22 protein-coding genes and 4 pseudogenes are annotated in these 24,365 nt (G+C 69.7%); 8 read left to right on the top strand and 18 right to left on the bottom strand.

Features of this window, described 5'->3' with window-relative positions:
• Positions 1 to 5: 5 nt before the first annotated feature.
• From AC1DWC_RS24030 to pgsA, 5 genes and pseudogenes are all read right to left on the bottom strand, one after another.
• Positions 6 to 308: pseudogene (locus tag AC1DWC_RS24030) on the bottom strand (helix-turn-helix domain-containing protein); the annotation flags it as partial.
• Positions 309 to 364: 56 nt separating this feature from the next.
• The gene (locus AC1DWC_RS24025) at positions 365 to 1,198 is read right to left on the bottom strand and encodes a PspA/IM30 family protein (RefSeq protein ID WP_477912087.1); all 834 of its coding nucleotides are present in this window, start codon (positions 1,196 to 1,198) and stop codon (positions 365 to 367) included.
• A 217-nt stretch (positions 1,199 to 1,415) separates the two neighbouring features.
• Positions 1,416 to 1,805, bottom strand: coding sequence for a helix-turn-helix domain-containing protein (locus tag AC1DWC_RS24020; protein ID WP_477840540.1), 390 nt, complete (start codon positions 1,803 to 1,805; stop codon positions 1,416 to 1,418).
• A 67-nt stretch (positions 1,806 to 1,872) separates the two neighbouring features.
• Positions 1,873 to 2,385 carry a CinA family protein gene (locus AC1DWC_RS24015; RefSeq protein WP_072844136.1) on the bottom strand — a complete coding sequence of 171 codons (513 nt, stop codon included), beginning with the start codon at positions 2,383 to 2,385 and terminating at the stop codon, positions 1,873 to 1,875.
• Entirely contained in the window at positions 2,382 to 2,987 is a 606-nt protein-coding gene (gene pgsA / locus AC1DWC_RS24010) for a CDP-diacylglycerol--glycerol-3-phosphate 3-phosphatidyltransferase (RefSeq protein ID WP_477912115.1), read from the bottom strand. The genes AC1DWC_RS24015 and pgsA overlap by 4 nt, the downstream gene beginning before the upstream one ends.
• Positions 2,988 to 3,146: 159 nt before the next feature.
• Here pgsA and AC1DWC_RS24005 point away from each other — a divergent pair, with 159 nt between their 5' ends.
• Together AC1DWC_RS24005 and AC1DWC_RS24000 are read left to right on the top strand one after the other, a co-directional pair.
• Positions 3,147 to 3,671, top strand: coding sequence for an amino-acid N-acetyltransferase (locus AC1DWC_RS24005; protein WP_072844138.1), 525 nt, complete (start codon positions 3,147 to 3,149; stop codon positions 3,669 to 3,671).
• A gap of 33 nt (positions 3,672 to 3,704) precedes the next feature.
• Entirely contained in the window at positions 3,705 to 3,992 is a 288-nt protein-coding gene (locus AC1DWC_RS24000; protein WP_477912085.1) for a YciI family protein, read from the top strand.
• A gap of 128 nt (positions 3,993 to 4,120) precedes the next feature.
• Here the strand turns inward: AC1DWC_RS24000 and AC1DWC_RS23995 are convergent, their stop codons facing one another.
• From AC1DWC_RS23995 to thyX, 5 genes are all read right to left on the bottom strand, one after another.
• A complete protein-coding gene (locus AC1DWC_RS23995; RefSeq protein ID WP_477912083.1) occupies positions 4,121 to 5,110 on the bottom strand; it encodes a TerC family protein in 990 nt (329 codons plus the stop codon).
• Positions 5,111 to 5,302: 192 nt separating this feature from the next.
• On the bottom strand, positions 5,303 to 8,032 hold the full coding sequence (locus AC1DWC_RS23990) for a DNA translocase FtsK (RefSeq protein ID WP_477912081.1): 2,730 nt from the start codon (positions 8,030 to 8,032) through the stop codon (positions 5,303 to 5,305).
• A gap of 94 nt (positions 8,033 to 8,126) precedes the next feature.
• On the bottom strand, positions 8,127 to 10,163 hold the full coding sequence (locus AC1DWC_RS23985; protein ID WP_477912079.1) for a ribonuclease J: 2,037 nt from the start codon (positions 10,161 to 10,163) through the stop codon (positions 8,127 to 8,129).
• Entirely contained in the window at positions 10,160 to 11,065 is a 906-nt protein-coding gene (dapA, locus tag AC1DWC_RS23980; protein ID WP_477912077.1) for a 4-hydroxy-tetrahydrodipicolinate synthase, read from the bottom strand. The genes AC1DWC_RS23985 and dapA overlap by 4 nt, the downstream gene beginning before the upstream one ends.
• 67 nt (positions 11,066 to 11,132) lie before the next feature.
• Complete coding sequence (gene thyX, locus AC1DWC_RS23975; protein ID WP_477912075.1) at positions 11,133 to 11,885, bottom strand: FAD-dependent thymidylate synthase; 753 nt, start codon at positions 11,883 to 11,885, stop codon at positions 11,133 to 11,135.
• 199 nt (positions 11,886 to 12,084) lie between these two features.
• Here thyX and AC1DWC_RS23970 point away from each other — a divergent pair, with 199 nt between their 5' ends.
• The 4 genes and pseudogenes from AC1DWC_RS23970 (at position 12,085) to AC1DWC_RS23955 (ending at position 14,753) form a co-directional block, all read left to right on the top strand.
• The gene (locus tag AC1DWC_RS23970; protein ID WP_477912073.1) at positions 12,085 to 12,894 is read left to right on the top strand and encodes a tyrosine-protein phosphatase; all 810 of its coding nucleotides are present in this window, start codon (positions 12,085 to 12,087) and stop codon (positions 12,892 to 12,894) included.
• Positions 12,895 to 12,962: 68 nt separating this feature from the next.
• Positions 12,963 to 13,445 carry a hypothetical protein gene (locus AC1DWC_RS23965; protein WP_477912071.1) on the top strand — a complete coding sequence of 161 codons (483 nt, stop codon included), beginning with the start codon at positions 12,963 to 12,965 and terminating at the stop codon, positions 13,443 to 13,445.
• Between the two features lie 107 nt (positions 13,446 to 13,552).
• Positions 13,553 to 13,981: pseudogene (locus AC1DWC_RS23960) on the top strand (SRPBCC family protein); the annotation flags it as partial.
• Positions 13,982 to 14,330: 349 nt separating this feature from the next.
• Positions 14,331 to 14,753, top strand: a complete 423-nt coding sequence (locus tag AC1DWC_RS23955; protein WP_477912069.1) for a DUF427 domain-containing protein — start codon at positions 14,331 to 14,333, stop codon at positions 14,751 to 14,753.
• Positions 14,754 to 14,797: 44 nt separating this feature from the next.
• Here the strand turns inward: AC1DWC_RS23955 and AC1DWC_RS23950 are convergent, their stop codons facing one another.
• The gene (locus AC1DWC_RS23950; protein WP_477912067.1) at positions 14,798 to 15,526 is read right to left on the bottom strand and encodes a sulfite exporter TauE/SafE family protein; all 729 of its coding nucleotides are present in this window, start codon (positions 15,524 to 15,526) and stop codon (positions 14,798 to 14,800) included.
• Here AC1DWC_RS23950 and AC1DWC_RS23945 point away from each other — a divergent pair.
• Positions 15,429 to 16,622 (top strand): annotated as a pseudogene (locus AC1DWC_RS23945) (pirin family protein); the annotation flags it as partial. The gene AC1DWC_RS23950 and the pseudogene AC1DWC_RS23945 sit on opposite strands and share 98 nt — an antisense overlap.
• Positions 16,623 to 16,706: 84 nt before the next feature.
• On the opposite strand, the pseudogene AC1DWC_RS23940 reads toward AC1DWC_RS23945, so the two are convergent.
• The 4 genes and pseudogenes from AC1DWC_RS23940 to dapB form a co-directional block, all read right to left on the bottom strand.
• Positions 16,707 to 17,165 (bottom strand): annotated as a pseudogene (locus AC1DWC_RS23940) (flavodoxin family protein); the annotation flags it as partial.
• 18 nt (positions 17,166 to 17,183) lie between these two features.
• The gene (locus AC1DWC_RS23935) at positions 17,184 to 17,522 is read right to left on the bottom strand and encodes a hypothetical protein (protein WP_072844161.1); all 339 of its coding nucleotides are present in this window, start codon (positions 17,520 to 17,522) and stop codon (positions 17,184 to 17,186) included.
• A gap of 82 nt (positions 17,523 to 17,604) precedes the next feature.
• A complete protein-coding gene (locus AC1DWC_RS23930; protein WP_477840508.1) occupies positions 17,605 to 18,072 on the bottom strand; it encodes a hypothetical protein in 468 nt (155 codons plus the stop codon).
• On the bottom strand, positions 18,069 to 18,818 hold the full coding sequence (gene dapB / locus AC1DWC_RS23925; protein ID WP_477912065.1) for a 4-hydroxy-tetrahydrodipicolinate reductase: 750 nt from the start codon (positions 18,816 to 18,818) through the stop codon (positions 18,069 to 18,071). The genes AC1DWC_RS23930 and dapB overlap by 4 nt, the downstream gene beginning before the upstream one ends.
• 218 nt (positions 18,819 to 19,036) lie before the next feature.
• Between dapB and AC1DWC_RS23920 the strand changes: the two genes are divergently transcribed.
• The gene (locus AC1DWC_RS23920) at positions 19,037 to 19,666 is read left to right on the top strand and encodes a hypothetical protein (RefSeq protein ID WP_477912063.1); all 630 of its coding nucleotides are present in this window, start codon (positions 19,037 to 19,039) and stop codon (positions 19,664 to 19,666) included.
• An 80-nt stretch (positions 19,667 to 19,746) separates the two neighbouring features.
• Here AC1DWC_RS23920 and AC1DWC_RS23915 read toward each other — a convergent pair whose 3' ends face one another.
• The 3 genes from AC1DWC_RS23915 to AC1DWC_RS23905 all read right to left on the bottom strand — a co-directional run bounded on the left by AC1DWC_RS23915 (position 19,747) and on the right by AC1DWC_RS23905 (position 23,945).
• Positions 19,747 to 20,136 (bottom strand): VanZ family protein, encoded by a 390-nt coding sequence (locus tag AC1DWC_RS23915; protein WP_477912061.1) that lies wholly within the window; start codon positions 20,134 to 20,136, stop codon positions 19,747 to 19,749.
• Between the two features lie 6 nt (positions 20,137 to 20,142).
• Positions 20,143 to 21,486, bottom strand: coding sequence for a M16 family metallopeptidase (locus tag AC1DWC_RS23910; RefSeq protein ID WP_477912059.1), 1,344 nt, complete (start codon positions 21,484 to 21,486; stop codon positions 20,143 to 20,145).
• A gap of 185 nt (positions 21,487 to 21,671) precedes the next feature.
• On the bottom strand, positions 21,672 to 23,945 hold the full coding sequence (locus AC1DWC_RS23905; RefSeq protein WP_072844167.1) for a polyribonucleotide nucleotidyltransferase: 2,274 nt from the start codon (positions 23,943 to 23,945) through the stop codon (positions 21,672 to 21,674).
• Between the last annotated feature and the right edge of the window lie 420 nt (positions 23,946 to 24,365).

Raw genomic sequence — 24,365 nt, 5'->3', positions numbered from 1 at the left:
AGCGTCTACGCGGCCAGCAGTTCCACCTGCGGGCTCCGCTCCTGCGGCGGGCCGGACAATGCGCCCGTTCCGGCCCGTCGCGTGACGGCCAGTCGCCGCACGCCACGGGCCAGCAGGTGCTCGAGCGGCAGGCCGAGCGCGCCGCACACCGAGTCCAGCATCTCCGACGACGGCTCCTTGCGCCCGCGTTCGACCTCGGACAGGTACTGCTTGGACATTCCGACCGCGCGCGCGACCTCGGCGAGGGTGCGGTCCTGGTCGCGGCGCTCGTCGCGCAGGATCTCGCCGTAGACCGTGCGCAACAGCGGGACAGTGTCCGGTCGGCCCTCGTCGTTACGGTGTCCGCGTTGCTGCGTGGTCCGAGCTACTGGGCGTTCGGTCCCGCTGCCTCCGGCTTGGTGACGGGGGTGGCCGGCGCGGCGGGGGTGGCCGGCGCGGCGGTCGGTGCGACGGCGCCACCGGAGGGCAGCGCGTCGCCCTTCATGGACGCACGGATCTGCTCGAGGCGGCTGTGCCCGGCCATCTGGATGCTGGCCTGCTCGACCTCCATCATCCGACCCTGCACCGAGTTGCCGGCGAGCTCCGCGGAGCCCAGCGCGTTGGCGTAGCGACGTTCGATCTTGTCGCGCACGGCGTCGAGGCTGGGGGTGTTGCCGGGCGCGGACAGGGTGCTGTCCATCGAGCGCAGCGACTCGCTGACCTTCTCCTGCATCTTGGCCTGCTCGAGCTGGCTGAGCAGCTTGGTGCGCTCGGCGACCTTGGCCTGCAGGGCCATCGCGTTCTGCTCGACGGCCTTCTTCGCCTGCGCGGCAGCCTGCAGCGACTGGTCGTGCAGCACCTTGAGGTCCTCGACACCCTGCTCGGCGGTCACGAGCTGGGCGGCGAACGCCTCGGCGGCGTTGGTGTACTGGGTTGCCTTCTCCACGTCGCCGGCGGTGGCGGCCTGGTCGGCGAGCGTGACGGCCTGCCGGGCGTTGGCGTTGAGCTTCTCCACCTCGTCGAGCTGGCGGCTGAGCTTCATCTCCAGCTGACGCTGGTTACCGATCACCGACGCAGCCTGCTGGGACAGGGCCTGGTGCTGGCGCTGGGCGTCCTCGATGGCCTGTTGAATCTGCACCTTCGGGTCGGCCTTCTCCTCGATCTTCGAGTTGAAGAGCGCCATCAGGTACTTCCACCCCTTGACGAACGGATTAGCCATGGATTGATCCCGCCTCCATCTGATGCGCCGCGCGGTGCGCGACCCGATGCGCGACCGTCACGCACCGGTTCTAGGGCTGTGCCCTACCTGCTCGTCGTCCCTGCCGGTTCGAAAGCTGGTGGTCGGTAACGAATCTACAATGCCAGGGCCCGCAGCGGAGCTTCGCCGGGCCGAACCACCGCCCCGGTTCACGATGCGGCGACAGCCGAGCAAACGGCTAGGCCGCCGCGAGGGCCCGTGCCTTCGGCGCGGGGATCACCATGCGGGTGTCCTCCGCGATCCGGGCCGGACCGTCCAGCACCGTGGGGCTCACGCCGACACGCGGGGCGCCGGCATCGGCGCGCTGGTGCACCCGTGCGGCACGGTCGGTGCCGCCGTCCGACAGCGACTCGCTGACGTCGTAGAGCACCTCCGACAGCGGAACCTCGAGGGCCGAGCAGATGGCGGCCAGCAACTCGCTGGACGCCTCCTTACGACCCCGTTCCACCTCGGAGAGGTACCCGAGGCTGACCCTGGCGGAGCTCGAGACTTCACGCAGGGTACGGCTCTGCGACACCCGCGTGCGCCGCAGACTGTCGCCGATTGCTTCACGCAACAGGACCGTCATCTGGCTCCTCCTTCTTCCGACCCGACTGTTGGGTAAACGTCCAACTGTCCCGAATTGGTTCCCGACCCTATCGCGGGGCGGTGACACTCATGCGATCGAGGAGCCCGGACACCGCCGACGCGACCGCAGCGGTGCGGATCGCCCATCGGTCACCGGGCAACGTCAACCGGGTCACGTCGACCCCGTCGGGTCCGGCAATCCCCAGGTAGACCGTACCCACCGGCTGCCCGTCCTGTTCGTCCGGTCCGGCAACGCCGGTCAATCCGACGCCCCAGTCGGCACCGCAACGCGCCCGCGCGCCCTGCGCCAGCCCCTCGGCGGTGCGCTCCGCGACCGGGCCGTCCGCGTCGAGGACGGCGGGGTCGACGCCCGCGAGCGTCGACTTCAGGTCGGTCGCGTAGACCACCAGTCCCCCGCGCAGGACCAGACTGGCCCCCGGCACGCCCGCGACCGCGGCGGCCAGCAAGCCCGCAGTCAACGACTCCGCGGTGGCCAAAGTCTGTCCGCGAGCGGTCAGGGTCGACACCAGTTCCGCCGCGCGGGTGCCGGACAGCAGCGGATCGGCCGGCGGGAAGCTCACCGCGTCGGGTGGTGGGCGTGGACGCCGGCCCGCAGCCGGACGGACTGGATCACGTAGTCGAGGCCGGTGACGACGGTGAGCAGCACCGCCAGCCCCATCAGCACCGCGCTGGCGGTCGCCCAGCCGTCGGGCAGCGGCAGCAGGTACATGCCGATCGCGAACGACTGCACCAGCGTCTTCGCCTTGCCGCCGCGGCTGGCCGGGATGACTCCGTGCCGCAGCACCGCGAAGCGCAGCAGCGTGACACCCAGCTCACGGGCCGCGATCACGCCGGTCACCCACCAGCTCAGTTCGCCCAGCATGGACAGGCCCACCAGCGCGGCGCCGATCAGCGCCTTGTCCGCGATCGGGTCGGCGAGCTTTCCGAAATCGGTGACCAGCCCGTACTTCCGGGCCAGCTGGCCGTCGATCCGATCGGTGATGGCGGCGACCGCGAAGATGACGGTGGCGATGATCCGCCAGGTCGTCGACTGGCCGTCGTCGACGAACAGGGCCGCCAGGAAGACCGGGACCAGCAGGATCCGCAGCACGGTCAGGATGTTGGCGATGTTGACCAACGGCACCGGCTGCTCGTGCGCCTGAACCTCAGATCCGGACGCCACGACGCCGTCGGTGGCGTCGTGGGGCTTCGCGGTCACCCGAACACCCGTCCGGTGTCGGGAAACTCCCCCGCGCCCACGGGGACGTCGAGGCGGGCGAAAGCAGGTCGGAGCGGCACACGGCCCAGAATATCGTTTACCGCGCCGACTAATGTGCAGCACATGACTTCAGGCCCCCTCGTTTCCGATCCGGACAAACCTATCGTCCGCCGCGCCCGCACCTCCGACGTCCCGGAGATCAAGCGCCTGATCGACATCTACGCGGGCCGAATCCTGCTCGAGAAGAACCTCGTCACCCTCTACGAGGCGGTCCAGGAGTTCTGGGTCGTGGAGGTCGACGGCGAGGTGATCGGTTGCGGCGCACTGCATGTGCTCTGGTCCGACCTCGGCGAGATCCGCACCGTCGCGGTCGACCCGAAGGCCAAGGGCCGCGGCGCCGGGCACCTGGTGGTGGCGCAGTTGATCGAGGTGGCGCGCCAGCTCGAACTCGAGCGGGTGTTTGTGCTCACCTTCGAGGTCGACTTCTTCGGCAGGCACGGATTCCTGGAGATCGAGGGCACGCCGGTCACCGCCGAGGTGTTCGCCGAGATGTGCCGGTCCTACGACACCGGTGTCGCCGAGTTCCTGGACCTGAGCTACGTCAAGCCGAACACGCTCGGCAACACCCGCCTGCTGCTCACCCTCTGACCGGACCGACCCCACCCCGAAAGCGAGACTTCGATGCCCCTGTTCGCCGTCGAGTACACCTATAGCGCCGCCACGTCCGACCGCCGCGACGAGGTGCGACCGGACCACCGCGGTTGGCTCGCCGAACTCGTCGCCGCCGGCGCGGTGGTCAGCACCGGCCCGTACGCGGACGGCAGCGGCGCGCTGATCATCGCGGACGCCGCCGACGAGGCCGCCGTCCGGGAACTGTTCACCCAGGACCCGTTCGCGCGGGCCGGACTCGTCGACGCCGCCCGCTTCACCGAGTGGACCCCGGTGATGGGCCTGCTCAGCGACCGCTGAACCCAAGCACTCCAGAAACACAGCACTCCAGAAACACAGCACTCGAGAAGCACGACGGCCGGGCCGGACCCTTCCAGGGACCGGCCCGGCCGTGCATCGGTGCGGAGCCGGGAGCACCGGCGCGGCGGTCAGGCCTTCGCGGCGGCGTTGGTGCTGCGGGTCTTGAGCAGGCTCGCCACGGTCGTGACGATCAGGACGCCGAGGATCACCAGCAGCGACGTCCCGGTGCTGATCTCCGGCACCGCGACGTGCTCGCCGCCGTTGATGAACGGCAGCGTGTTCTCGTGCAGCGCGTGCAGCACCAGCTTCGCACCGATGAACGCCAGGATGATGGACAGGCCGTAGGACAGGTAGACCAGCCGCTCGAGCAGCCCACCGATCAGGAAGTACAGCTGACGCAGGCCCATCAGGGCGAAGGCGTTGGCGGTGAACACGATGTAGGCCTCGCTGGTGAGGCCGTAGATCGCGGGGATCGAGTCCAGCGCGAAGAGCACGTCGGTGAAGCCGATCGCGACCAGCGCCAGCAGCAGCGGGGTGACCACTCGCTTGCCGTCGATCTTGGTGATCAGCTTGTCGCCGTCGTACTCGTCGGTGGTCGGCAGGATCTTCTTGGCCATCCGGATGATCCGGCTCTCGCGTTCCTCCTCGATCTCCGCCTCGTGGCCGGAGTCCTTGACCAGCTTGATCGCGGTGTAGACCAGGAAGAAGCCGAACAGGTAGAAGACCCAGCTGTAGGCGTTGATCGCGGCGGCGCCGACGGCGATGAAGGCACCGCGCATCACCAGTGCCATCACGATGCCGATGAGCAGCACCTTCTGCTGGTACTCCCGCGGGACCGCGAAGGTCGACATGATGATCACGAAGACGAAGAGGTTGTCGACCGACAGGGCCTTCTCGGTCACGTAGCCGGCGAAGTACTCACCGCCGTAGGTCCCGCCCCAGATCCAGATCACCACGACACCGAACAGCAGTGCGATGCTGATGTAGACCGCGGACCAGAATGCGGACTCGCGGAAGGTCGGAGCGTGCGGGGTGCGCACGTGCGCAAAGAAGTCGAAGACGAACAGGCCCAGGATCACCGCACAGGTGATGACCCAGACCAGGGGTGAGATGTGCATCTCTTACCATCCTCCGGTAGTCATGCTCAAGACACCGGAGGTCTCTCCCGCCGACACAGGTCGACCGGCAACCCCGGACCGGCATCGGAGCCGATCGTGTTGACGGGATTGCCACAGGGGTGGGGATACTCCCCTCCAAGGCGTTTCATTCAACCACAAAACGGACACCGGACTTCACACCCGAGGCGGCCGTCACTCGTCCTCGGCGGAGGCCTCCGGGTCGCCGCCGCGGATCGACCACATCAGCCCCTCCAGTTCGTCGGGCTTGATCAGCACGTCACGGGCCTTGGACCCCTCGGACGGGCCGACCACCCCGCGGGTCTCCATCAAGTCCATCAGGCGCCCCGCCTTGGCGAAACCCACCCGCAGCTTGCGCTGCAACATCGAGGTGGACCCGAACTGGCTGGTGACCACCAACTCCACCGCCTGCAGCAGCACGTCCATGTCGCCGCCGATGTCGGGGTCGACGTCCTTCTTGTCCGCCGCCTTCGACGCGGTGACGCCGTCGGTGTACTCGGGATCCGCCTGGGTCTTGGCGAAGTCGACGATCGCGGAGATCTCCTCGTCGGTGATGAACGCGCCCTGCAGCCGGGTCGGCTTGCCGGCGCCCATCGGCAGGAACAGCGCGTCGCCCATGCCGATCAGCTTCTCCGCGCCCGGCTGGTCCAGGATGACCCGCGAGTCGGTCAGCGACGACGTCGCGAAGGCCAGCCGCGACGGCACGTTGGTCTTGATCAGGCCGGTCACCACGTCCACCGAGGGGCGCTGGGTGGCCAGCACCAGGTGGATGCCCGCGGCCCGGGCCTTCTGGGTGATCCGCACGATCGCCTCTTCGACGTCGCGCGGGGCGGTCATCATGAGATCGGCGAGCTCGTCCACGATCGCGAGGATGTACGGGTACGGCCGGTAGACACGCTCGCTGCCCAGCGGCGCCGTGATCTCCCCGGACCGGACCTTCTTGTTGAAGTCGTCGACGTGCCGAACCTTGTTGGCCTGCATGTCCTGGTAGCGCTGCTCCATCTCCTCGACCAACCACGCCAACGCCGCCGCGGCCTTCTTCGGCTGGGTGATGATCGGCGTGATCAGGTGCGGGATGCCCTCGTACGGGGTCAGTTCCACCATCTTCGGGTCGATCAGGATCATCCGGACCTCGTCCGGGGTGGCGCGGGCCAGCAGCGAGACCAGCATCGAGTTCACGAAGCTCGACTTACCGGAACCGGTGGAGCCGGCCACCAGCAGGTGCGGCATCTTCGCCAGGTTGGCGCTGACGAAGTTGCCCTCGATGTCCTTGCCCAGGCCGATCACCAGCGGATGGTGGTCCTTGCGGGTGGACGGCGCGGCGAGCACGTCGGCGAGCCGGACCATCTCGCGGTCCGTGTTGGGCACCTCGATGCCGACCGCGGACTTGCCGGGGATCGGGGCGAGCAGGCGCACGTTGTCGGTGGCGACGGCGTACGCGATGTTGCGGGCCAGCGCGGTGATCTTCTCGACCTTGACACCGGGGCCGAGCTCCACCTCGTAGCGGGTGACCGTCGGGCCGCGGGTGAAACCGGTGACGGCCGCGTCGATCTTGAACTGGTCGAGCACCTCGGTGATGGCCTCGATCATCGCGTCGTTCGCGGCGCTGCCGGTCTTCGGCGGGTCGCCCTCGATCAGCAGGTCGGTCGGCGGCAGCGTGTAGTCGCCCTCGATGACGCGGTCGGCGACCGTCATCTCCGGCTCGTCGTCCTCCGGTTCCGGCGCGGGCCGCGGCTTCGGGGGCGTCGGTGCCACCTTCGGCGCCGGACGCGGGCGCACCGCGGCCGGGGCAGGCGCGATCGGCGCCGCCGCGATGACCTCGGTGAGGGCGTCGTCGGCGGTCTCCTCGACCGGGTAGTTGCCGGCCGGCCGGGCGGCGGCCGCGTCGTCGACGGGGTAGCCGTCGGCGTCGAACAGCTCCGGGTCGTAGTCCTCGGGGTCCTTACGGGAGCGCGGGTGCCGGCGCGTCGGCCGCAGGGTGCGCAGGTCGTCGAGGTCGTCGTGCCCGTAGTCGACGTCCTCCCCGTCGGCGTCGTAGGTCTCCTCGTCGTACGGTTCGTATTCGTCGCCGTGGTGCTGGCCCGTGCCCAGCATGGTGCGCAGCCGTTCCGGGACCTCCCGGACGGTGGTCCCGGTGATCAGCAGGACACCGAAGCCCAGCGCGAGCAGCAGCAACGGGACGGACAACCACATGGTCAGGCCGTCGGTCAGCGGCCCGCCGACGACGTACCCGACGAAGCCGGCGCCCTCCGCGCGACCCGACGCGTCGGTCGGGGTACCTCTGATGACGTGGTAGATCCCGAGCAGGGGCAGCCCGATCAGCAGCGACCCGAGCACCAGTCGCGGCCGCACCTCGGGCTTGGGCTCGGTGCGCATCAACGCCACCGCAACCCCGACGCCGACGAGCGGCAGCACCGCGCCGGCGCCGCCGAACAGTGCCCGGACCCCCGTCTCGATCCAGCCGCCGACCGGTCCCCCGGCCGCGAACCACATGGCGGCGGCGATGACGACGCTGACCGCGATCAGGCCGAGCGCGATGCCGTCGCGGCGGTGGCCGTGCTCGATGTCGGCGGCTTTGCCGACGGTGCGGGTGGTGGCGCCGACACCGCGGGCGACCATGGTCCAGCCGCTGCTCAGGCCGCTCCCGACCACCTGAAGCGGTCCGCGGGCGGACTTCGACGAGGGCTTGCGAGCGGTGGCGTTGCTGCGCGTGGTGCGCGGCGCGGTCGGCTTGCGCGGGGTGGTGACGGTCTTGGTGGTGCGACCGCCGGACCGGGGCTTCGCTCCCCCGCCCCTCGTCGAGCCGGCCCTCGACGACGAAGACCCCGACGATCCTCGCGGCGCTGTGGCGCGCCCTGAGGTCGTCGGGGTCTGCGTGGATCGGGTGCCGGTCTTACCTGCCATGCCTGTCAGGTTAGTCGCTCCGGCCCCATCGGGACCATTCCGCAACACGAGTAACAGGCGTGCCGCGCTCCGACCAGCGGTTCGAACGTCTGTGTCAGACGCCGATCACCGTCGGGATGATCATCGGGCGGCGACGGTACTTGTCCGCCACCCAGCGGCCGACGACGCGACGGACGGCCTGCGCGATCCGATGGGTGTCGGTGATGCCCTCCTGCGCGAGCCGGGCCAGTTCGGACTCCACCAGCACGGCGGCCTCCTTGAGGGCGGCCGGGTCGTCGGAGAAACCGCGGCCCGACACCTCGGGGGTGCTGACGGGCTTGCCGGTGTGGATGTCGACGGCCAGCGAGATCGCGATGAAGCCGCCCTCGCCGAGCACCAGGCGGTCCGAGAGGGTCGAGTCGCCGACGTCGCCGACGGAGTTCCCGTCCACGTAGACCATGCCGACCGGGACCCGGCCCACGATCTCCGCGAGACCGTCGACCATGTCCACCACGACGCCGTCCTCGGCGAGCACGATGCGCTCCTCCGGGACACCCGTGGCCTTGGCCAGCGCCGCGTTGGCCCGCAGGTGCCGCCACTCGCCGTGCACGGGCATGGCGTTGGTGGGGCGCACCGCGTTGTAGAGGTAGAGCAGCTCACCCGCCGAGGCGTGGCCGGACACGTGCACCTTGGCGCTCTGCTGGGTGACGACGGTGGCACCGCGCTTGGCGAGGCCGTTGACCACCGCGAACACCGAGTTCTCGTTGCCGGGGATCAGCGACGACGCGAGGACCACGAGGTCGTTCGCGCGGACGTTGATCTGCCGGTGCTCGCCGCGGGCCATCCGGGACAGCGCGGAGAGCGGTTCGCCCTGCGAGCCGGTGGAGATGAGCACCAACCGGTCGTCGGGCAGGTTCGCCGCGGTGTCGACGTCGACGACGACGCCGTCCGGGACGCGGAGGTAGCCGAGGTCCTGGGCGATCTGCATGTTGCGGACCATGGACCGGCCGACGAACGCGATCCGGCGGTTGTACCGCACCGCGACGTCCACCACCTGCTGGATGCGGTGCACGTGGCTGGCGAACGACGCGACGATGACGCGCTGCTTGGCCTTGCCGATGACGTTGTCCAGGACGCCGCCGATCTCCCGCTCGGGAGTGACGAAGCCGGGCACCTCGGCGTTGGTCGAGTCCACCAGGAACAGGTCGACGCCCTCGTCGCCGAGCCGCGAGAAGCCGGCGAGGTCGGTCAGGCGGCCGTCGAGCGGCAGCTGGTCGAGCTTGATGTCGCCGGTGTGCAGCACGATGCCGGCGTCGGTGCGGATCGCGATGGCGATGGCGTCCGGAATCGAGTGGTTGACGGCGAAGTACTCGCACTCGAACGGGCCGTGCGTGGTGCGCTGACCCTCTGTGACCTCGATCAGGTTCGGCCGCTGCCGGTGCTCGCGGCACTTCGCGGCGACCAGCGCCAGGGTGAACTTCGAGCCGATGACCGGCAGGTCCGGGCGCAGGCGCAGCAGGAACGGGATCGCGCCGATGTGGTCCTCGTGGCCGTGCGTGAGCACCACGGCCTCGACGTCCGCCATCCGGTCCTCGATGTGCGCGAAGTCCGGGAGGATCAGGTCGACACCGGGCTGCTGGTCCTCGGGGAAGAGGACACCGCAGTCGACGATGAGGATCTTGCCCTTGTGCTCGAAGACCGTCATGTTGCGGCCGATCTCGCCGATGCCGCCCAGCGCGACGACCCGCAGGCCGTTGTGCGGCGCCTTCGGCGGCAGTCCGAGCCGCTCGGTGGGATCGACTCCCGCCCGGCCGTCGGGCCGCTGGCCGCCGGAGCTCCGCTGACGCTGCGGCCGGTTGCCGCCGCCGCCTCCGCCGCCGCCGCGCGAGCGGGACGAGTCGGACTTGCGTTGGCGCGAGCCGGACTTCGGGGCGTCGCCCTTCGGCGCCTCGGCCTTGGCGGCCTGAGACTTCGGGGCTTCGGCCTTGGGAGCCTGAGACTTCGGGGCTTCGGCCTTCGGAGCCTCGGCCTTCGGAGCCTCGGCCTTGGGAGCCTGGGTCTTCGGCGCCTCGGCCTTGGGAGCCTCGGGCGCTGCTTGAGACGGCGGGCCGGCCTGACGGCTGGCGCTACGTCGACGAGTAGGACGGGTCATGAAAGAACCTCCGCTGCACGCAGGTCGGCCGTGAGGCCCTCGAGTTGTTCAGGAGTGGGTGGGACCTGCGGCAGGCGCGGGTCCCCGACGTCGATGCCCTGCAGGCGCAGGCCGGCCTTGCTCGCCGACACACCACCCAGACGGCTCGCCGCACGGTAGAGCGGCATCAGTCCAACGTTGATCTCGCGGGCCTTCGCGATGTCACCGGACTCGAAGGCGTCGAGCATCGCACGCAGTCGGCCGGGCGCGAGGTGCCCGATGACACTGACGAATCCGACCGCGCCGACCGAGAGCCACGGCAGGTTCAGCTGGTCGTCGCCGGAGTAGAACAGCAGGTCGGTCTGGGCGATCAGCTCGGCACCCGCGTTGAGGTCGCCCTTGGCGTCCTTGACCGCGAGGATCCGGGGATGCTCGGCCAGCCGGTAGATGGTCTCGGTCTCGATCGGCACGACGGAGCGGCCCGGAATGTCGTAGAGCATCACCGGCAGGTCGGTCGCGTCGGCGACGGCGGTGAAGTGCGCCAGCAGGCCGGACTGCGGCGGCTTGGAGTAGTACGGGGTCACCACGAGCAGACCCTGGGCACCGGCCCGGGCGGCGTCGCGGGCGAGCTCGACGCTGTGCGCCGTGTCGTTGCTGCCGGCGCCGGCGACGATCTTGGCGCGGTCGCCGACCGCGGCGATCACCGCGCGCATCAGCTCGAGCTTCTCGTTCTCGGTGGTGGTGGGCGATTCGCCGGTGGTACCCGCGAGCACGAGGCCGTCGCAGCCGCCGTCGACGAGGTGCGTCGCCAACCGGACACCGGCATCCACGTCGAGCTTGCCGTCCGCGGCAAAGGGGGTCGCCATAGCGGTCAGGATCGTGCCGAACGGACGCTCGACTGGGGCGGAATCACCGTTGATCATGGTCAGAAGGTTACCCGGTGGCCCGGCCTGGATTGCACACCGCGGCGGCGCGACGCGTGCCGCCGGGTCAGGACTGCTGGTCGAACTCGCTGACCGCCACCTCGGTACCGTCCGGAAGTTCGGCAATCGTGAAGTCCCCGAACACGTTTGGAGCCGCAACCGAAAGCTGCCGCAGGCACTCGACGGCCACCTCACGGATCTCCACGTCGGCATGCTCGGTGGCACGCATCGACACGAAGTGCCGCCACGCCCGGTAGTTTCCGGTGACCACGATGCGGGTCTCGGTGGCGTTCGGGAGCACCGAGCGCGCCGCCTGCCGGGCCTGGCGAGCGCGCACCGACCCGTTCGGCACGTGCGCAAGCTTGGCATCGAGCGCGTCGAGCAGGTCCGCGTAGGCGGCCCGGCTGGCATCCGTGGCGGCCTCGAACAACGCCTCGAGTTCGGGGTCACCGACGATCGCGGGCGGCGGCACCACCTTCGCGTCCCGTTCGGGGACCGAGCGCTGGGACAGCTGCGAGTAGGACAGGTGCCGGTGCCGGATCAACTCGTGCGTGCAGGAGCGGGAGATACCGGTGATGTAGAAGCTGACGGTGCCGTGTTCGAGCACGGAGAAGTTCCCCACCTCGAGCAGGTGCCGCAGGTAGCCCTCGTTGGTCGCCGTGCGCGGGTTCGGCTTGGACCAACTCTGGTAGCAGGCCCGACCGGCGAACTCGACCAGCGCCTCGCCGCCGGCCGCGTCGGTGTCCCAGGGCACGTCCGGCGGCGGGACGAACTCCGTCTTCGCAATGAGCTGCACCTTCAGGGACACCGCTTGCCGCACCGCACACCTTCCTCGGTCCATGCCCACCGGGCTCCGTCGACCCACCCGCACCATAGCCCCCACCAGCCTCAACGGGCGAGCAAGTCTACTCATTCGCCATCCACCCTTCACCTTGACGGTGTATCAACTGGGTGTACATAGCGTCAGCCGAAGCCGCAGTCGCGGATCGGTATCCGTTCTCGCGAGATGGAGCGCCCATATGACCCACACCCCTACCCGCTTGCGCGTCATACGCGCGGCAGCCGCGCTCACCGCCGGCGCCGCACTCTTCGTCGGCGGACCCGCCGGCGTCGCCCTGGCCGCCCCGCCCGCGGTCGTTGCGGCGGCCACCGACCACTCACTGCACCTCGAGGGCGCCCCGAACGCCCGCGACGTGGGTGGCTACGAAACCGTCGACGGCAAGACCGTCAGGACCGACATGGTCTTCCGCACGGACGCGCTCAACAAGCTGACCCCGGCCGACCTCGCCAAGCTGGAGGGCCTGAACGTCAAGGTCGTCGACGACCTGCGCACGGTCTACGAGCGGGCCCTGCAGCCGGACAAGCTGCCCGCCGGGGCGACGTCGAACTGGTACGACGTGCTCGGCAAGGCGTCGCCCAGCACGGCGGCGGACCTCAGCTTGGCCTACGTCGCCTTCATCGAGGCCCCCGGCGCCAGCGAGGCGTTCGCCGCGGTGCTGCGCGACATCCGCGAGACCGACGGCGCCGTGCTCTACCACTGCAGCCAGGGCAAGGACCGGACCGGCTGGACCACCGCCGTGCTGCTGACCATCCTCGGTGTGGACCGGGCCACCGTGAATGCGGACTACATGCTGACCAACGAGTACGTCGACGAGAGCGGTTCGTCCATCACCGGCTCGCTCGGCGCCGCCGGCGTGAAGCAGGAGTGGCTGGACACCTCGTTTGCCACCGCCGAGAAGAAGTACGGCAGCTTCGACAACTACGTGCACCAGGGTCTCGGGTTGACCGACAACGACATCGCGGCCCTGAAGGCCAAGCTGCTCGTCTGACATCACCCTCGTCGGTGTGACGTCACAAGATGGTTGACTGACGCCATCTGTGACGTCACACTGACGGCATGAACCTCTCGGGCTACACCCAGACGCTGCGTACCGATTTGATCGCCGCGGCGGCGCTCGGTGACGAGAACACCCGCCGGATCGCCGAGGCCCTCGCCGGCGCCGCCGAGAACTCGGCCCGGCTGATGCTGCTGGCCGCCCTGTCCGACCTCGCGACCGAGGTGTCGGCCGAACTCGGCGACCGCACCGTGCATGTGAAGTTCGACGGCACCGACGCCGCCGTCGAGATCACCCGCCCCGCCACCGCCGACACCGGCGCACCCGACGACGCGGGCCCGGAGGGCGGCAGCGGGGCCGGACCGACCTTCGACGACGTGACCGGGGACATCTCCCGGGTGACCCTGCGACTGGTCGAGCAGATGAAGGCCCGCGCCGAGGACGCCGCCGCCCAGAACGGGATGTCGCTGAACTCCTGGGTCGGGCAGGCCGTACAGGGCGCGCTGCGCGACCAGACCCGCAAGGGCCGGCACAGCGACCGGTGATTCCCGGGGGCCGTCGGTCCCCCGACCGCGAACGGTGGAGTGGTCTAATGACGCCACGCTCGAGCACCATTCGACCCGTTCGCAATCACAGATATGGGGTAGACCCGATGGCCGTGTCCGGAAGCAAGGAATTCGACATCAAGGCCGATCCGGCCACCGTCATGGCCGCGATCGTGGCGGTCGACCGACTCGGCGAGTGGTCCTCCGCCCACAAGTCGGTCACGATCGAGAGCACCTACCCCGACGGTCGTCCGCACCGCGTCCGGATGGTCGTCTCCGTCGTGGGCATCAGCGACGAGCAGGTCGTGGACTACGCCTGGGACGGCGAGAACCACATGTCCTGGACCCTCGTCGAGAGCGGCCAGCAGAACAAGCAGGACGGCTCCTACACTCTGACGCCGATCGACGGCGGCACCCGGGTCAAGTTCGAGCTGACCATCGACCCGAAGATCCCGCTGCCCGGCTTCATCGTCAAGAAGGCGCAGAAGACGGCGATCGACACCGCCTCCAAGGGCCTGACGAAGTTCGCCGAGACCCGCCGTCGCGTCGGCCGTCGCGGCCGGCGGCGCGCGGGACTAGCCTGGTCACATGCGGGTGGAACCCAGCGACAGGTGGGTACGCGGACTGACGGGCGACACCGTCGTCGTCAGCAGCTTTGCGCCGCTGCTCTTCTGGGAAGACTCCTTCCCGGTGCCTTCGTATGCCTACCCCCGCGAAGACGTCCGGACGGACCTGCTGCGACCAGGCTCGGAACCCTCCTCCCCGCACGCGTTCTTCGGGCCGCACGGTCCGGTCAGCGAGTGGTTCGACCTCGAGACCGGGGACGGCCGGACGCTCCGCGCCGTCGCCTGGGTTCGTGACGACCCCGCCCTCGCGGACCACATCGTGTGCTCCTGGGAACCGGGCCTGCTCGACCGCTGGCTCGAGGAGGACGAGGAAGTCTCCGGCCACCCCCGCGATCCTCATGCGCGGGTCGACGCACTGCCGAGTTCAAGGCACGTCACCGTCGCGCTCGATGGCGTCATGCTGGCCGAAACTTCCAGTCCGGTAGTGCTTTTCGAGACCGGACTGCCCACCCGCTACTACCTGCCCCGCGAGGACGTCGACCTCGGCAAGCTCACCGCCAGGTCTCGCCGCACCCACTGCCCCTACAAGGGGGATGCCGAGGAGTACTGGGACGCGCCGGGAGCGGAGGGCGTCGCCTGGTCCTACGCGCGCCCGTACCCGGCGGTCGCCGCGATCGCCGGCCGCATCGCGTTCTACAACGAACTCGTCGACATCACCGTGGACGGCCACGACCGGGCCTGAGCCGGGCGCCGGGCCTTGCCTCTCCCCCGCCCGTGGACGACGTCCTACGCCGTCACGATCGTGAGCATCCCCGCCGCCGTCACCAGCACGACCACGGCCCACCGGAAGCTCCCGACGGACAGCCTCTTCGCGATCCCGATGCCGAGCGCGTTGCCGGCGAGTCCCACGGCCGAACAGCCGAGGAGCATCGGCCAGTTGGTGGTCGGGTCCGTGTCGGAGTAGAGCCACAGCAACGCCAGCGACAGGGTGTTGGTGATGACGAAGAACCCGGCCAGGTCCGCGATGAAACTCATCGGGGGCAGCCTGGCGCGGCTGAGCAGCAGCACCACGGGCGGCCCGTTCAGCGAGGTCGTGGCGCCGAAGTAGCCGCTGACGAACCCGGCGACCGACAGGGCCGGCCGCGACGGCGGCCGGGTGCCGCCGGACGGCTGGATCGCCAGCGCCAGCCCACAGAGCACCGTCAGCACGCCCACCGCCGGTTTGAGGTAGGCGACGGGCAGCAGCGCCACCGTCAGCACACCCAGCCAGGACCCCGGCAGACTGGCGCCCCCCATCCACCCGACGCGCCGCCATTCGATGTGGGCCCGCAACTGGATGACGACCGCGATCCTCGTCACCAGTCCGACGACCAGGTTGACCACCACGACCTCGGTCACCCCGACGCCGGCCAGCAACATGAGCGGGGCGGCGATCAGCGCGGTCCCAAAACCCGTGGCGCCACCGATGATCGACGCGAAACCGACGCACAGCATTGCCAGCGCGAGTACGGACACGGGACCGGCGCCTCCTTCGTCGTGGCAGCTGCGGGATTCGCCGCCGACCCTATCGGTCGCCCGCCGGGCCCATCCCGATCGGAATAGCGATTCGGACGATTCGGTTGTGCAGTCTGAGCAGCGGCAGCCCAACCGCGGCGAACGAAAGGGGAACTCCATGGAGGCATCCAGCGATCGCGGACAGGTCTTCCGGCTCGGCCAGCCCTGGCAGGGCGCGCCGCCCTTCCTGTTCGCCAACTGGCACGTGGACCACTACCCGGCCGGCACCGAGGACATGACCCCGGCGACGGGACTGGACGGTCGCCCCTTGGGCAGCGACTTCGGCCACCCGTCCGGCTGGAACATGTACCACGGCCAGTCCGTGCCCGGATTTCCCGCGCATCCGCACCGGGGCTTCGAGACCATCACCATCCTGTCGGGCGGGTACGTCGATCACGCCGACTCCACCGGTGCCGCCGCCCGTTTCGGGCCCGGCGACGTGCAGTGGCTGACCGCAGGCCGCGGCATCTCCCACTCCGAGATGTTCCCGCTGCTCGAGACGGACGCGGACAACCCGTTCGAGCTCTTCCAGATCTGGCTGAACCTGCCCGCCGCGTCGAAGATGGTGGAGCCCGAGTTCCGGATGCTCTGGAACGAGGACATCCCCGTCGTCCGGGTCGCGGGTCCCGGTGGCGGCGAGGCCCGCGTCAAGGTGATCGCCGGGCGCTACCTCACCGAACAGGGCGACGCCGTCGACCCCCTCGCGCCGCCCGTCGGGTCCTGGGCCGCCGACCCGGCCTCCGACGTCGCCGTCTGGCTGCTGGAACTCGACCCGCACGCGCGTGTCGAGCTGCCCGCCCAGTCGGCCGAGCAGGCCCAGCGGGTGCTGTACGTCTACGGCGACGGGTCTCACGCCACGGTCGCGGGGATCGACGTCGGGGCCGGGTTCGGCTTCGCCCAGGCCGGACCCGGCACGACGCCGGTCGAGACCGGGGCCTCCGGCGCAAAGCTCCTGCTACTGCAGGGCGTGCCCATCGACGAGCCGGTCGCACAGCACGGGCCTTTTGTGATGAACACCCGGGACGAGCTCATCGAGGCCTACGACGAGTACCAGCGCACCCGCTTCGGCGGCTGGCCTTGGGAGCGCGACGACGTGGTGCACCCCCGCACCGAGGGACGCTTCCCCCCCCCCCCCCCCCCCCGCGACCGTCGCACCCAGCTCGTAGCACCGCTCCCGAGCCGCGGCGTCGACCCCGCCGGTGATCTCGACCGTCTGCGCAACCTGGGTCAGTGCCAGCCCGGCGACGATCTTGTCGACCGAGCGGACCGCCCCCGCGGTGTCGTTGTTGCCGTGCACCCACAGTCCGAACGGCCGGCCCGCCACCGCGTCCAGGCACGGGTAGTAGACCGTGTCGAAGAAGTGCTTGAGCGCACCGGACATGTAGCCGAAGTTGGCGCTGGTGCCGAACAGGTAGCCGTCCGCCGCCAGCACGTCGGGCACGGTGGCTCCGAGTGCCGGCACCGAGCGGACCGTCACGCCCTCGATGTCGGGGTCGTGCGCGCCCGCGAGCACCGCCTCGAGCAGTTCCCGGGTGGGCGGCGAGGGGGTGTGGTGCACGACGAGCAGGGTGCGCTCACCGACGACGGGGACTTCGGTCACCCCAGCAGACTACTCACGTCACGGCCGAGACCTGTTGGATCCGAACGACCCTCGACGCGACAGGTCCGGCCACGGCGGCCGCCGCAGCACCGCCAACGTGGCGATCACCGTCGCCGCCAGTCCGATGGACACGGCGAGCAGCCCGACCCGGGTCTCGTCGACGGCCGCCTCCCAGGAGACCTTTCCGTCGTGGACGACGAACGCGCCGACCGGCGTCGCGGTGAATCCGCGGCCACCACCCCGAATCCTCGCGACGGTGACGATCGTCGCCCCGTCGACCGTCTCGTACGGCTCCCCGAAGACGCGTGATGCGGAAGGATCGGTCCGCACCCCGTTCACCAAATCCGGAGTCTCCATTGCGGCACCTCTCGTCGGTATTCGCGCGTCGCATCGCCACCAGGCCATCGACGCCTGCCGACCGATGCCGGGTGCCGCGTCGCTAGCTGTCCCGCTCCAGCGCTTCGAGCGCGACTGCCCGCTTCATGGTGTCCCGGGCCCGGCCGCGGTCGCCCGCGTAATCATAGGCGCGGGCCAGCCGGTACGAGTTCCGCCAGTTGTCGGGGTCGGCCTCCCACTCGGTCTTGACCTGCGCGAACAGCGCATCCGCGGCGTCGCGGTCGACCCGGCCGGAGGGCCGCTTCGGCAGCTCCGAGATGTCCAGTTCGAGACCCTCCTCGCGGATCCGGGTGGCGAGGTGCTGGTGCTGCAGTCCGGACCGGACGGTGGCGAAGACCATCCACACGCCGAGCACCGGAAGGATCAGCACCGCGATGCCCAGCACGACCGGGACCGCCCGCCCGTCCTGGACCAGCGCGAGGCCACGCTGGCCGAGCAGTACGAAGTAGAACGAGAGCGCGACGACGATCGCCGCGATTGTGACGACGACCTTGGTTGAGCCGGCCTTCACAGGTCGAGCAGCGGGTCGAGTCCGACGGTGAGGCCTGGCCGGGAGCCGATCTCCCGCACGCCGAGCAGCACGCCGGGCGCAAACGAGTTCCGGTCGATCGAGTCGTGCCGGATCGTCAGGGTCTCGCCCTGGGTGCCCAGCAGGATCTCCTGGTGCGCGACGAGGCCGGCCAGGCGCACAGAGTGCACGCGCACCCCGTCCACGTCGGCGCCGCGGGCGCCCTCGAGTTCGGTGCTGGTGGCGTCCGGGCTGAGTCCGACGCCGGCCTTCGCCCGTGCCGCCGCGATCAGCGCGGCCGTGCGGTAGGCGGTGCCCGACGGCGCGTCCGCCTTGTGCGGGTGGTGCAGCTCGATGACCTCGACGGAGTCGAAGAAGCGGGCCGCCTGCTCGGCGAACCGCATCGACAGCACGGCGCCGATCGCGAAGTTCGGCGCGATCAGCACGCCCGTCGTCGGGTTCTCGTCGAGCCAGCCGCGCACCTGCGCCAGGCGTGCGTCGTCGAAGCCAGTGGTGCCGACCACGGCGTGAATCCGGTTGGCCACCAGGAACTTCAGGTTGTCCATCACCACGTCGGGGTGGGTGAAGTCGACGACGACCTGGGTGCGAGTGTCGACGAACTTCTCGATCGGGTCTCCCTGGTCCACCGTCGCGACCAACTCGAGGTCCGCTGCCTGTTCGACCGCCTCGCAGATCGCGCGGCCCACCTTGCCCTTTGCACCCAGGACACCGACCCGAAGTACCGTCACTTGACCCTCATTCCGTTCGATCGTTTTGCGTCCCGACCAGCCTACGCAATCGGCCCGGTGTCGCGACGCCCGGCAATCGGCTGGCAGCGCCCACACCGCGGCACGCAGTTCTGCCCATGCTCGACCGCCGAAGCCAAACTCAGATTCCGGTTTCACGAAGCTGCGCGATTGCTGCGGTTACGCTGCGCAACCAGGGTGGGACAAGACAGGGAGCAGAGATGGCTGGATTCGTGAGAGTTGCCTCATCGCTGGCCGTTGCGGCAGGTTCGGTACTGGCGCTGTCGAGCGCACCTGTCGGTGCGACCACACCCCCCGATCCGGGACAACGCACCGGACCGGTGCAGTTCTGGGCGACAGACCTGGGCGGCTGCAAGGCGGAGTTCAACATCGAGAACCGAACGAATGTCACCACATACACACTCGACTGGCGCATCGACGACGAGCTGCCGGACGGGCGTGACATCGGCGTCGGCTTCCCGGTATGGCGCACAGGAGACCCGAACATGGCCTCGAAGGCCGCCTCTCCGACCTGGCCCGACGAGGTCCCACCGAACACCGTCGAGAACCGCACGATGGTCTCCGATCGCGATCCGGTCACCGCCACCTACGTGCAGGACCTGAAGGACCTCAACGGCTGGGATCCGGGGCTGCCGAACCCGGACGCGGACACACACACGGTGGCGTACCGGATGGTCCTCGGCCCGCCCGGCAACAACGGACAGACGCCGACCGAGACGCCCGAATGGATCGGTGACCGTCAGTGGCACACCGTCACGGTCACCGGGTGCAACCCGTCGGCCGGCGGTTCGCTCGACTTCGGGTCACTCGACCTGTTCGGATCCTCCTGACCGGTACCGCAGTGGCTGTCGAAGGCTCGGCTACCCGCTGACACGGGTGTCCGGGCCTTCGATGCTCACCGACCTCGCGGTCACGACGCCCCGGCGGATCCCCGGTCCTCGGCCCCTGCCGCATCGACCCGCCCGCGGTAGGTCTGCCACGCCCAGAAGATCAGCAGGCCCACTGTCACGCCGAGCAGGTCGGCCGCCGCATCCCACACCGAGGCGCTGCGACGGATCGGCAGCAGGCCCTGCAGCACCTCGCTCACCACGGCGTACGCCCCCGCCCACAACGCGACGGCGAGCACCCGGTGGCGGGCGTACCGGGCCGCGAAGGCCAGCACCGCGAACATCAGGAAGTGCGTGAGCTTGTCGGAGTTCGGCGGCCCACTCGGCACGGTGGACCCCGGCGAGAACAGCATCACCAGGGTGACCGCGAAGGCCGCCAGCAGCGGCCACGACCGCCGGCCCGGCACGCTCACCGACACTCAGACGATCCCGCGCACGACCGCCGGCAGGTCCCGCTTGCGCCGGTAGGGGCCCACCACGGAGGCCGCGAACGGCCGGGACAGCAGTTCCGCGGCCACGGCCCGCACCTCCTCGGTGGTCACCGCGTCGATCCGGGCGAGGGTCTCGCTGATGGTGCGGTGGGTGCCGTAGTTCAGTTCGCTGCGGCCGATCCGGTGCATCCGCGACCCGGAGTCCTCCAGGCCCAGCACCATGCCGCCGCGGATCGAGCCCTTGGCCCGCGCGCACTCGGCGTCGGTGATGCCGTTCGCGGCGACGTCCGCCAGCACCCCGCGGATCAGCGTGGTCACCTCGGCCAGGTTGTCGGGCTGGCAGCCCGCGTACACCGAGAACGCACCGGTGTCCGCGAAGGTGTCGACGCTCGAGTACACCGAGTACGCCAGCCCGCGCGATTCCCGAACCTCTTGGAACAGACGGGAACTCAGGCCGCCGCCGACCGCGGTGTTCAGGACCGACAGCGCCCAGCGGTGCCCCTGGTGCCGGCCGTAGCCACGCACGCCGAGGCACAGGTGGGCCTGCTCGCTGTCCCGGTTGAGCACGGTCAGCTCCGGCGCGGTGCGCAGCCGCAGGGTGCCCTCGCGTCGCGGGGCGGGCACGGCGCTGTCGTTCAGGTGCCCGGCGAAGCTGCGCCGCACCAGTTCCACGGTCTCGTCGTGGTCGACGTTGCCCGCGACGGCCACCACCATCCGCTCCGGGGTGTACCGGCGGACGTGGAACGAGTGCACCTGGGCGCGGGTCATCGACTCGATCGACTCGGTGCTGCCGATCACCGGCCGGCCCACCGGGTGGTCGCCGAACAGCGCGGTGAGGAACTCGTCGCCGAGCAGGTCCTCGGGGTCGTCGTCGCGCATCGAGATCTCCTCGAGCACCACCTGGCGTTCGACGTCGACGTCGTCGGACAGGCACCGCCCCCGCAGCACCACGTCGCTGACCAGGTCCACCGCCAGCGCCAGGTCCTCGTCGAGGACGTGCGCGTAGAAGCAGGTGTGTTCGCGGGAGGTGAAGGCGTTGAGTTCGCCGCCGATGCCGTCGACCACCTGGGCGATCTCGAGCGCGCTGCGGGTGGGTGTCGACTTGAACAGCAGGTGTTCGAGGAAGTGCGCGGCGCCGGCCACGGTGGGCTTCTCGTCGCGGGAGCCGACCCCCACCCAGACGCCGACCGATGCGGAGCGCACCCCGGGCATGTACTCGGTGACGACGCGGAGGCCACCGGGGAGAACGGTGCGGCGGACGCCGGAGTCCTCGGTGCGAGCTCCCACTTTCCGGGTCGACGCGGTGGTGCGGTGGTGTTCGATGTCGGCCATGTATGTGGTCAGCGGTTCCTCTGAGCTGTGTGGGCGTAGAGCATCACAGAGTACACAGCGCGGCCGTCACGACCGGCGCCGGTGCAGTGCGCTCCGTCCGGCTGCGGGTGCACCCGGACGCACCGGCGCCCCCGCACGAAGTGTGCGGGGGCGCCGGGTCTGACATGTGTTGACGCGGGGCGCGACTACTCCGAGTCGGTGCCCTCTGCGGCCGGGGCGTCCGCCGCCGCGGCGGCGTCGTCCTCGACCGGGACGAGCGAGATCTTGCCGCGGTTGTCGATGTCCGCGATCTCGACCCGGATCTTGGAGCCGACGTTCACGACGTCCTCGACCTTGGCAATCCGCTTGCCGTTGCCCAGCTTCGAGATGTGCACCAGCCCGTCACGGCCCGGGAGCAGGGAGACGAACGCGCCGAAGGCGGTGGTCTTGACGACCGTGCCGAGGAAACGCTCGCCGACCTTGGGCAGCTGCGGGTTGGCGATGGCGTTGATCATGTCGATCGCGGCCTGCGCAGACGGACCATCGGTGGCGCCGACGAACACGGTGCCGTCGTCCTCGATGGAGATGTTGGCACCGGTCTGCTCGGTGATCGAGTTGATCATCTTGCCCTTGGGGCCGATGACCTCGCCGATCTTGTCGACGGGCACCTTGATGGCCGTGACGCGCGGGGCGAACGGGCTCATCTCGTCCGGGGTGTCGATGGCCTCGGCCATGACCTCCAGGATGGTGGTGCGGGCGTCGTGCGCCTGCGAGAGCGCGCCGGCCAGGACCTTGGACGGGATGCCGTCGAGCTTGGTGTCCAGCTGCAGGGCCGTCACGAAGTCCTTGGTACCCGCGACCTTGAAGTCCATGTCGCCGAAGGCATCCTCGGCGCCGAGGATGTCGGTCAGCGCCACGTACCGGGTCTCGCCGTCGACCTGGTCGGAGACCAGGCCCATCGCGATGCCGGCGACCGGGGCCTTCAGCGGCACACCGGCGTTGAGCAGCGACAGCGTCGAGGCGCAGACGGAGCCCATCGAGGTGGAACCGTTGGAGCTGAGCGCCTCGGAGACCTGACGGATCGCGTACGGGAACTCGTCCTGGCTCGGCAGCACCGGCATCAGGGCGCGCTCGGCGAGGGCGCCGTGGCCGATCTCGCGACGCTTCGGCGAACCGACGCGGCCCGTCTCACCGGTGGAGTACGGCGGGAAGTTGTAGTGGTGCATGTAACGCTTGCTGGTCTCGGGGCCCAGCGAGTCGATCTGCTGCGCCATCTTGACCATGTCCAGGGTGGTGACGCCCATGATCTGGGTCTCGCCACGCTCGAACAGCGCCGAGCCGTGCGCCCGCGGGATCACGGCGACCTCGGCCGAGAGCGACCGGATGTCGGTGATGCCACGGCCGTCGATGCGGAAGTGGTCCTTGAGGATCCGCTGGCGGACCAGCTTCTTGGTCAGCGAGCGGAACGCCGCGCCGATCTCCTTCTCGCGACCCTCGAAGTTCGGGGCGACCAGCTCGAGGACCTCGACCTTGACCTCGTCGGTCTTGTCGTCGCGCTCCTGCTTGCCGGCGATGGACAGCGCGGCGGTCAGCTTTGCGGACGCGGCGGCCTCGACGGCGGCGAAGACGTCGTCCTGGTACGCCGGGAAGACCGGGTACTCGCCGGTCGGCTTGGCGGCCTTGGCGGCCAGCGCCTGCTGTGCGGCGCACAGGCGGGCGATGAACGGCTTGGCGGCCTCGAGGCCCTGCGCGACGATCGCCTCGGTCGGCGCCTGCGCGCCGCCCTCGATCAGGCTGATCACGTGCGCGGGGGCCTCGGCCTCGACCATCATGATCGCGACGTCGGCGTTGTCACCGGAACCGGAGACGACGCGGCCGGCGACGACCATGTCGAAGACGGCGTTCTCGAGCTGCTCGACGGTCGGGAAGGCGACCCACTGGCCGGCCTTGTTCTCGTCCGAGGTGAGCAGCGCGACACGCACGCCGCCGACCGGACCGGAGAACGGCAGGCCCGCGATCTGCGTCGACGCCGAGGCGGCGTTGATCGCGACCACGTCGTAGAGGTCCTTCGGGTCCAGGCTCAGGACCGTGACGACGACCTGGATCTCGTTGCGCAGACCGTCGACGAAGGACGGGCGCAGCGGCCGGTCGATCAGGCGGCAGGTCAGGATCGCGTCGGTGGAGGGGCGACCCTCACGACGGAAGAACGAGCCGGGGATGCGGCCCGCGGCGTACATGCGCTCCTCGACGTCCACCGTGAGGGGGAAGAAGTCGAAGTGCTCCTTGGGGTGCTTGCTGGCCGTGGTGGCCGACAGCAGCATGGTCTCGTCGTCCAGGTAGGCGACGACGGCGCCGGCGGCCTGCTGCGCGAGGCGGCCGGTCTCGAAACGGATGGTGCGGGTGCCGTAGCTCCCGTTGTCGATGACGGCGGTGGATTCGAACACGCCTTCGTCGACCTCTACTGCGGTGTTTTCTGACATCTTTTCTCTTCTCGTCCTCTCGTCTTTGCCGTATCCGCGTGATCGTCGCTGCCATCGACGGCGGCGACGACGCACCTTGGGCGAGGGCGTTCCCTCTGCGCGGAGGCGGTCATCGATCGAAGCCCTCCGGCGGTCGTCACGTTTGACGACCTGCCGAGTGGCCACTACCGAGGACCGACGCCACGACTGGCGGGTGCGTACGGCTGGATCTCGTGGATCCGGGTCCTACTGCAACTCGGTGCTGCGGTGAAACCTGGTTGCTCTGAAACTCTGTGCTGCTGAAACTCTGTCCTGCTGGCAATTCTTGGTGGAACCGGTGGGGCGGCGCAACCGGTGGAACCGGAAACCGCGGGCCCCTCATACGCAGGTAGCCAGCGAGGCTCATTCTATGCGTGGCCTCGCTGGCTACCGGTCAAGCCG

Source organism: Rhodococcus sp. P4_C10 (assembly GCF_056402135.1).
This window is presented reverse-complemented; position numbering and strand designations above follow the sequence as displayed.

Bases quoted from the DNA above. Each gene is read 5' to 3' on its own strand.
- AC1DWC_RS24025 (WP_477912087.1), bottom strand. From the start codon at position 1,198: ATGGCTAATCCGTTCGTCAAGGGGTGGAAGTACCTGATGGCGCTCTTC.
- AC1DWC_RS24020 (WP_477840540.1), bottom strand. From the start codon at position 1,805: ATGACGGTCCTGTTGCGTGAAGCAATCGGCGACAGTCTGCGGCGCACG.
- AC1DWC_RS24005 (WP_072844138.1), top strand. From the start codon at position 3,147: ATGACTTCAGGCCCCCTCGTTTCCGATCCGGACAAACCTATCGTCCGC.
- AC1DWC_RS24000 (WP_477912085.1), top strand. From the start codon at position 3,705: ATGCCCCTGTTCGCCGTCGAGTACACCTATAGCGCCGCCACGTCCGAC.
- AC1DWC_RS23995 (WP_477912083.1), bottom strand. From the start codon at position 5,110: ATGCACATCTCACCCCTGGTCTGGGTCATCACCTGTGCGGTGATCCTG.
- AC1DWC_RS23990 (WP_477912081.1), bottom strand. From the start codon at position 8,032: ATGGCAGGTAAGACCGGCACCCGATCCACGCAGACCCCGACGACCTCA.
- AC1DWC_RS23985 (WP_477912079.1), bottom strand. From the start codon at position 10,163: ATGACCCGTCCTACTCGTCGACGTAGCGCCAGCCGTCAGGCCGGCCCG.
- dapA (WP_477912077.1), bottom strand. From the start codon at position 11,065: ATGATCAACGGTGATTCCGCCCCAGTCGAGCGTCCGTTCGGCACGATC.
- AC1DWC_RS23970 (WP_477912073.1), top strand. From the start codon at position 12,085: ATGACCCACACCCCTACCCGCTTGCGCGTCATACGCGCGGCAGCCGCG.
- AC1DWC_RS23965 (WP_477912071.1), top strand. From the start codon at position 12,963: ATGAACCTCTCGGGCTACACCCAGACGCTGCGTACCGATTTGATCGCC.
- AC1DWC_RS23935 (WP_072844161.1), bottom strand. From the start codon at position 17,522: ATGGAGACTCCGGATTTGGTGAACGGGGTGCGGACCGATCCTTCCGCA.
- AC1DWC_RS23920 (WP_477912063.1), top strand. From the start codon at position 19,037: ATGGCTGGATTCGTGAGAGTTGCCTCATCGCTGGCCGTTGCGGCAGGT.
- AC1DWC_RS23910 (WP_477912059.1), bottom strand. From the start codon at position 21,486: ATGGCCGACATCGAACACCACCGCACCACCGCGTCGACCCGGAAAGTG.
- AC1DWC_RS23905 (WP_072844167.1), bottom strand. From the start codon at position 23,945: ATGTCAGAAAACACCGCAGTAGAGGTCGACGAAGGCGTGTTCGAATCC.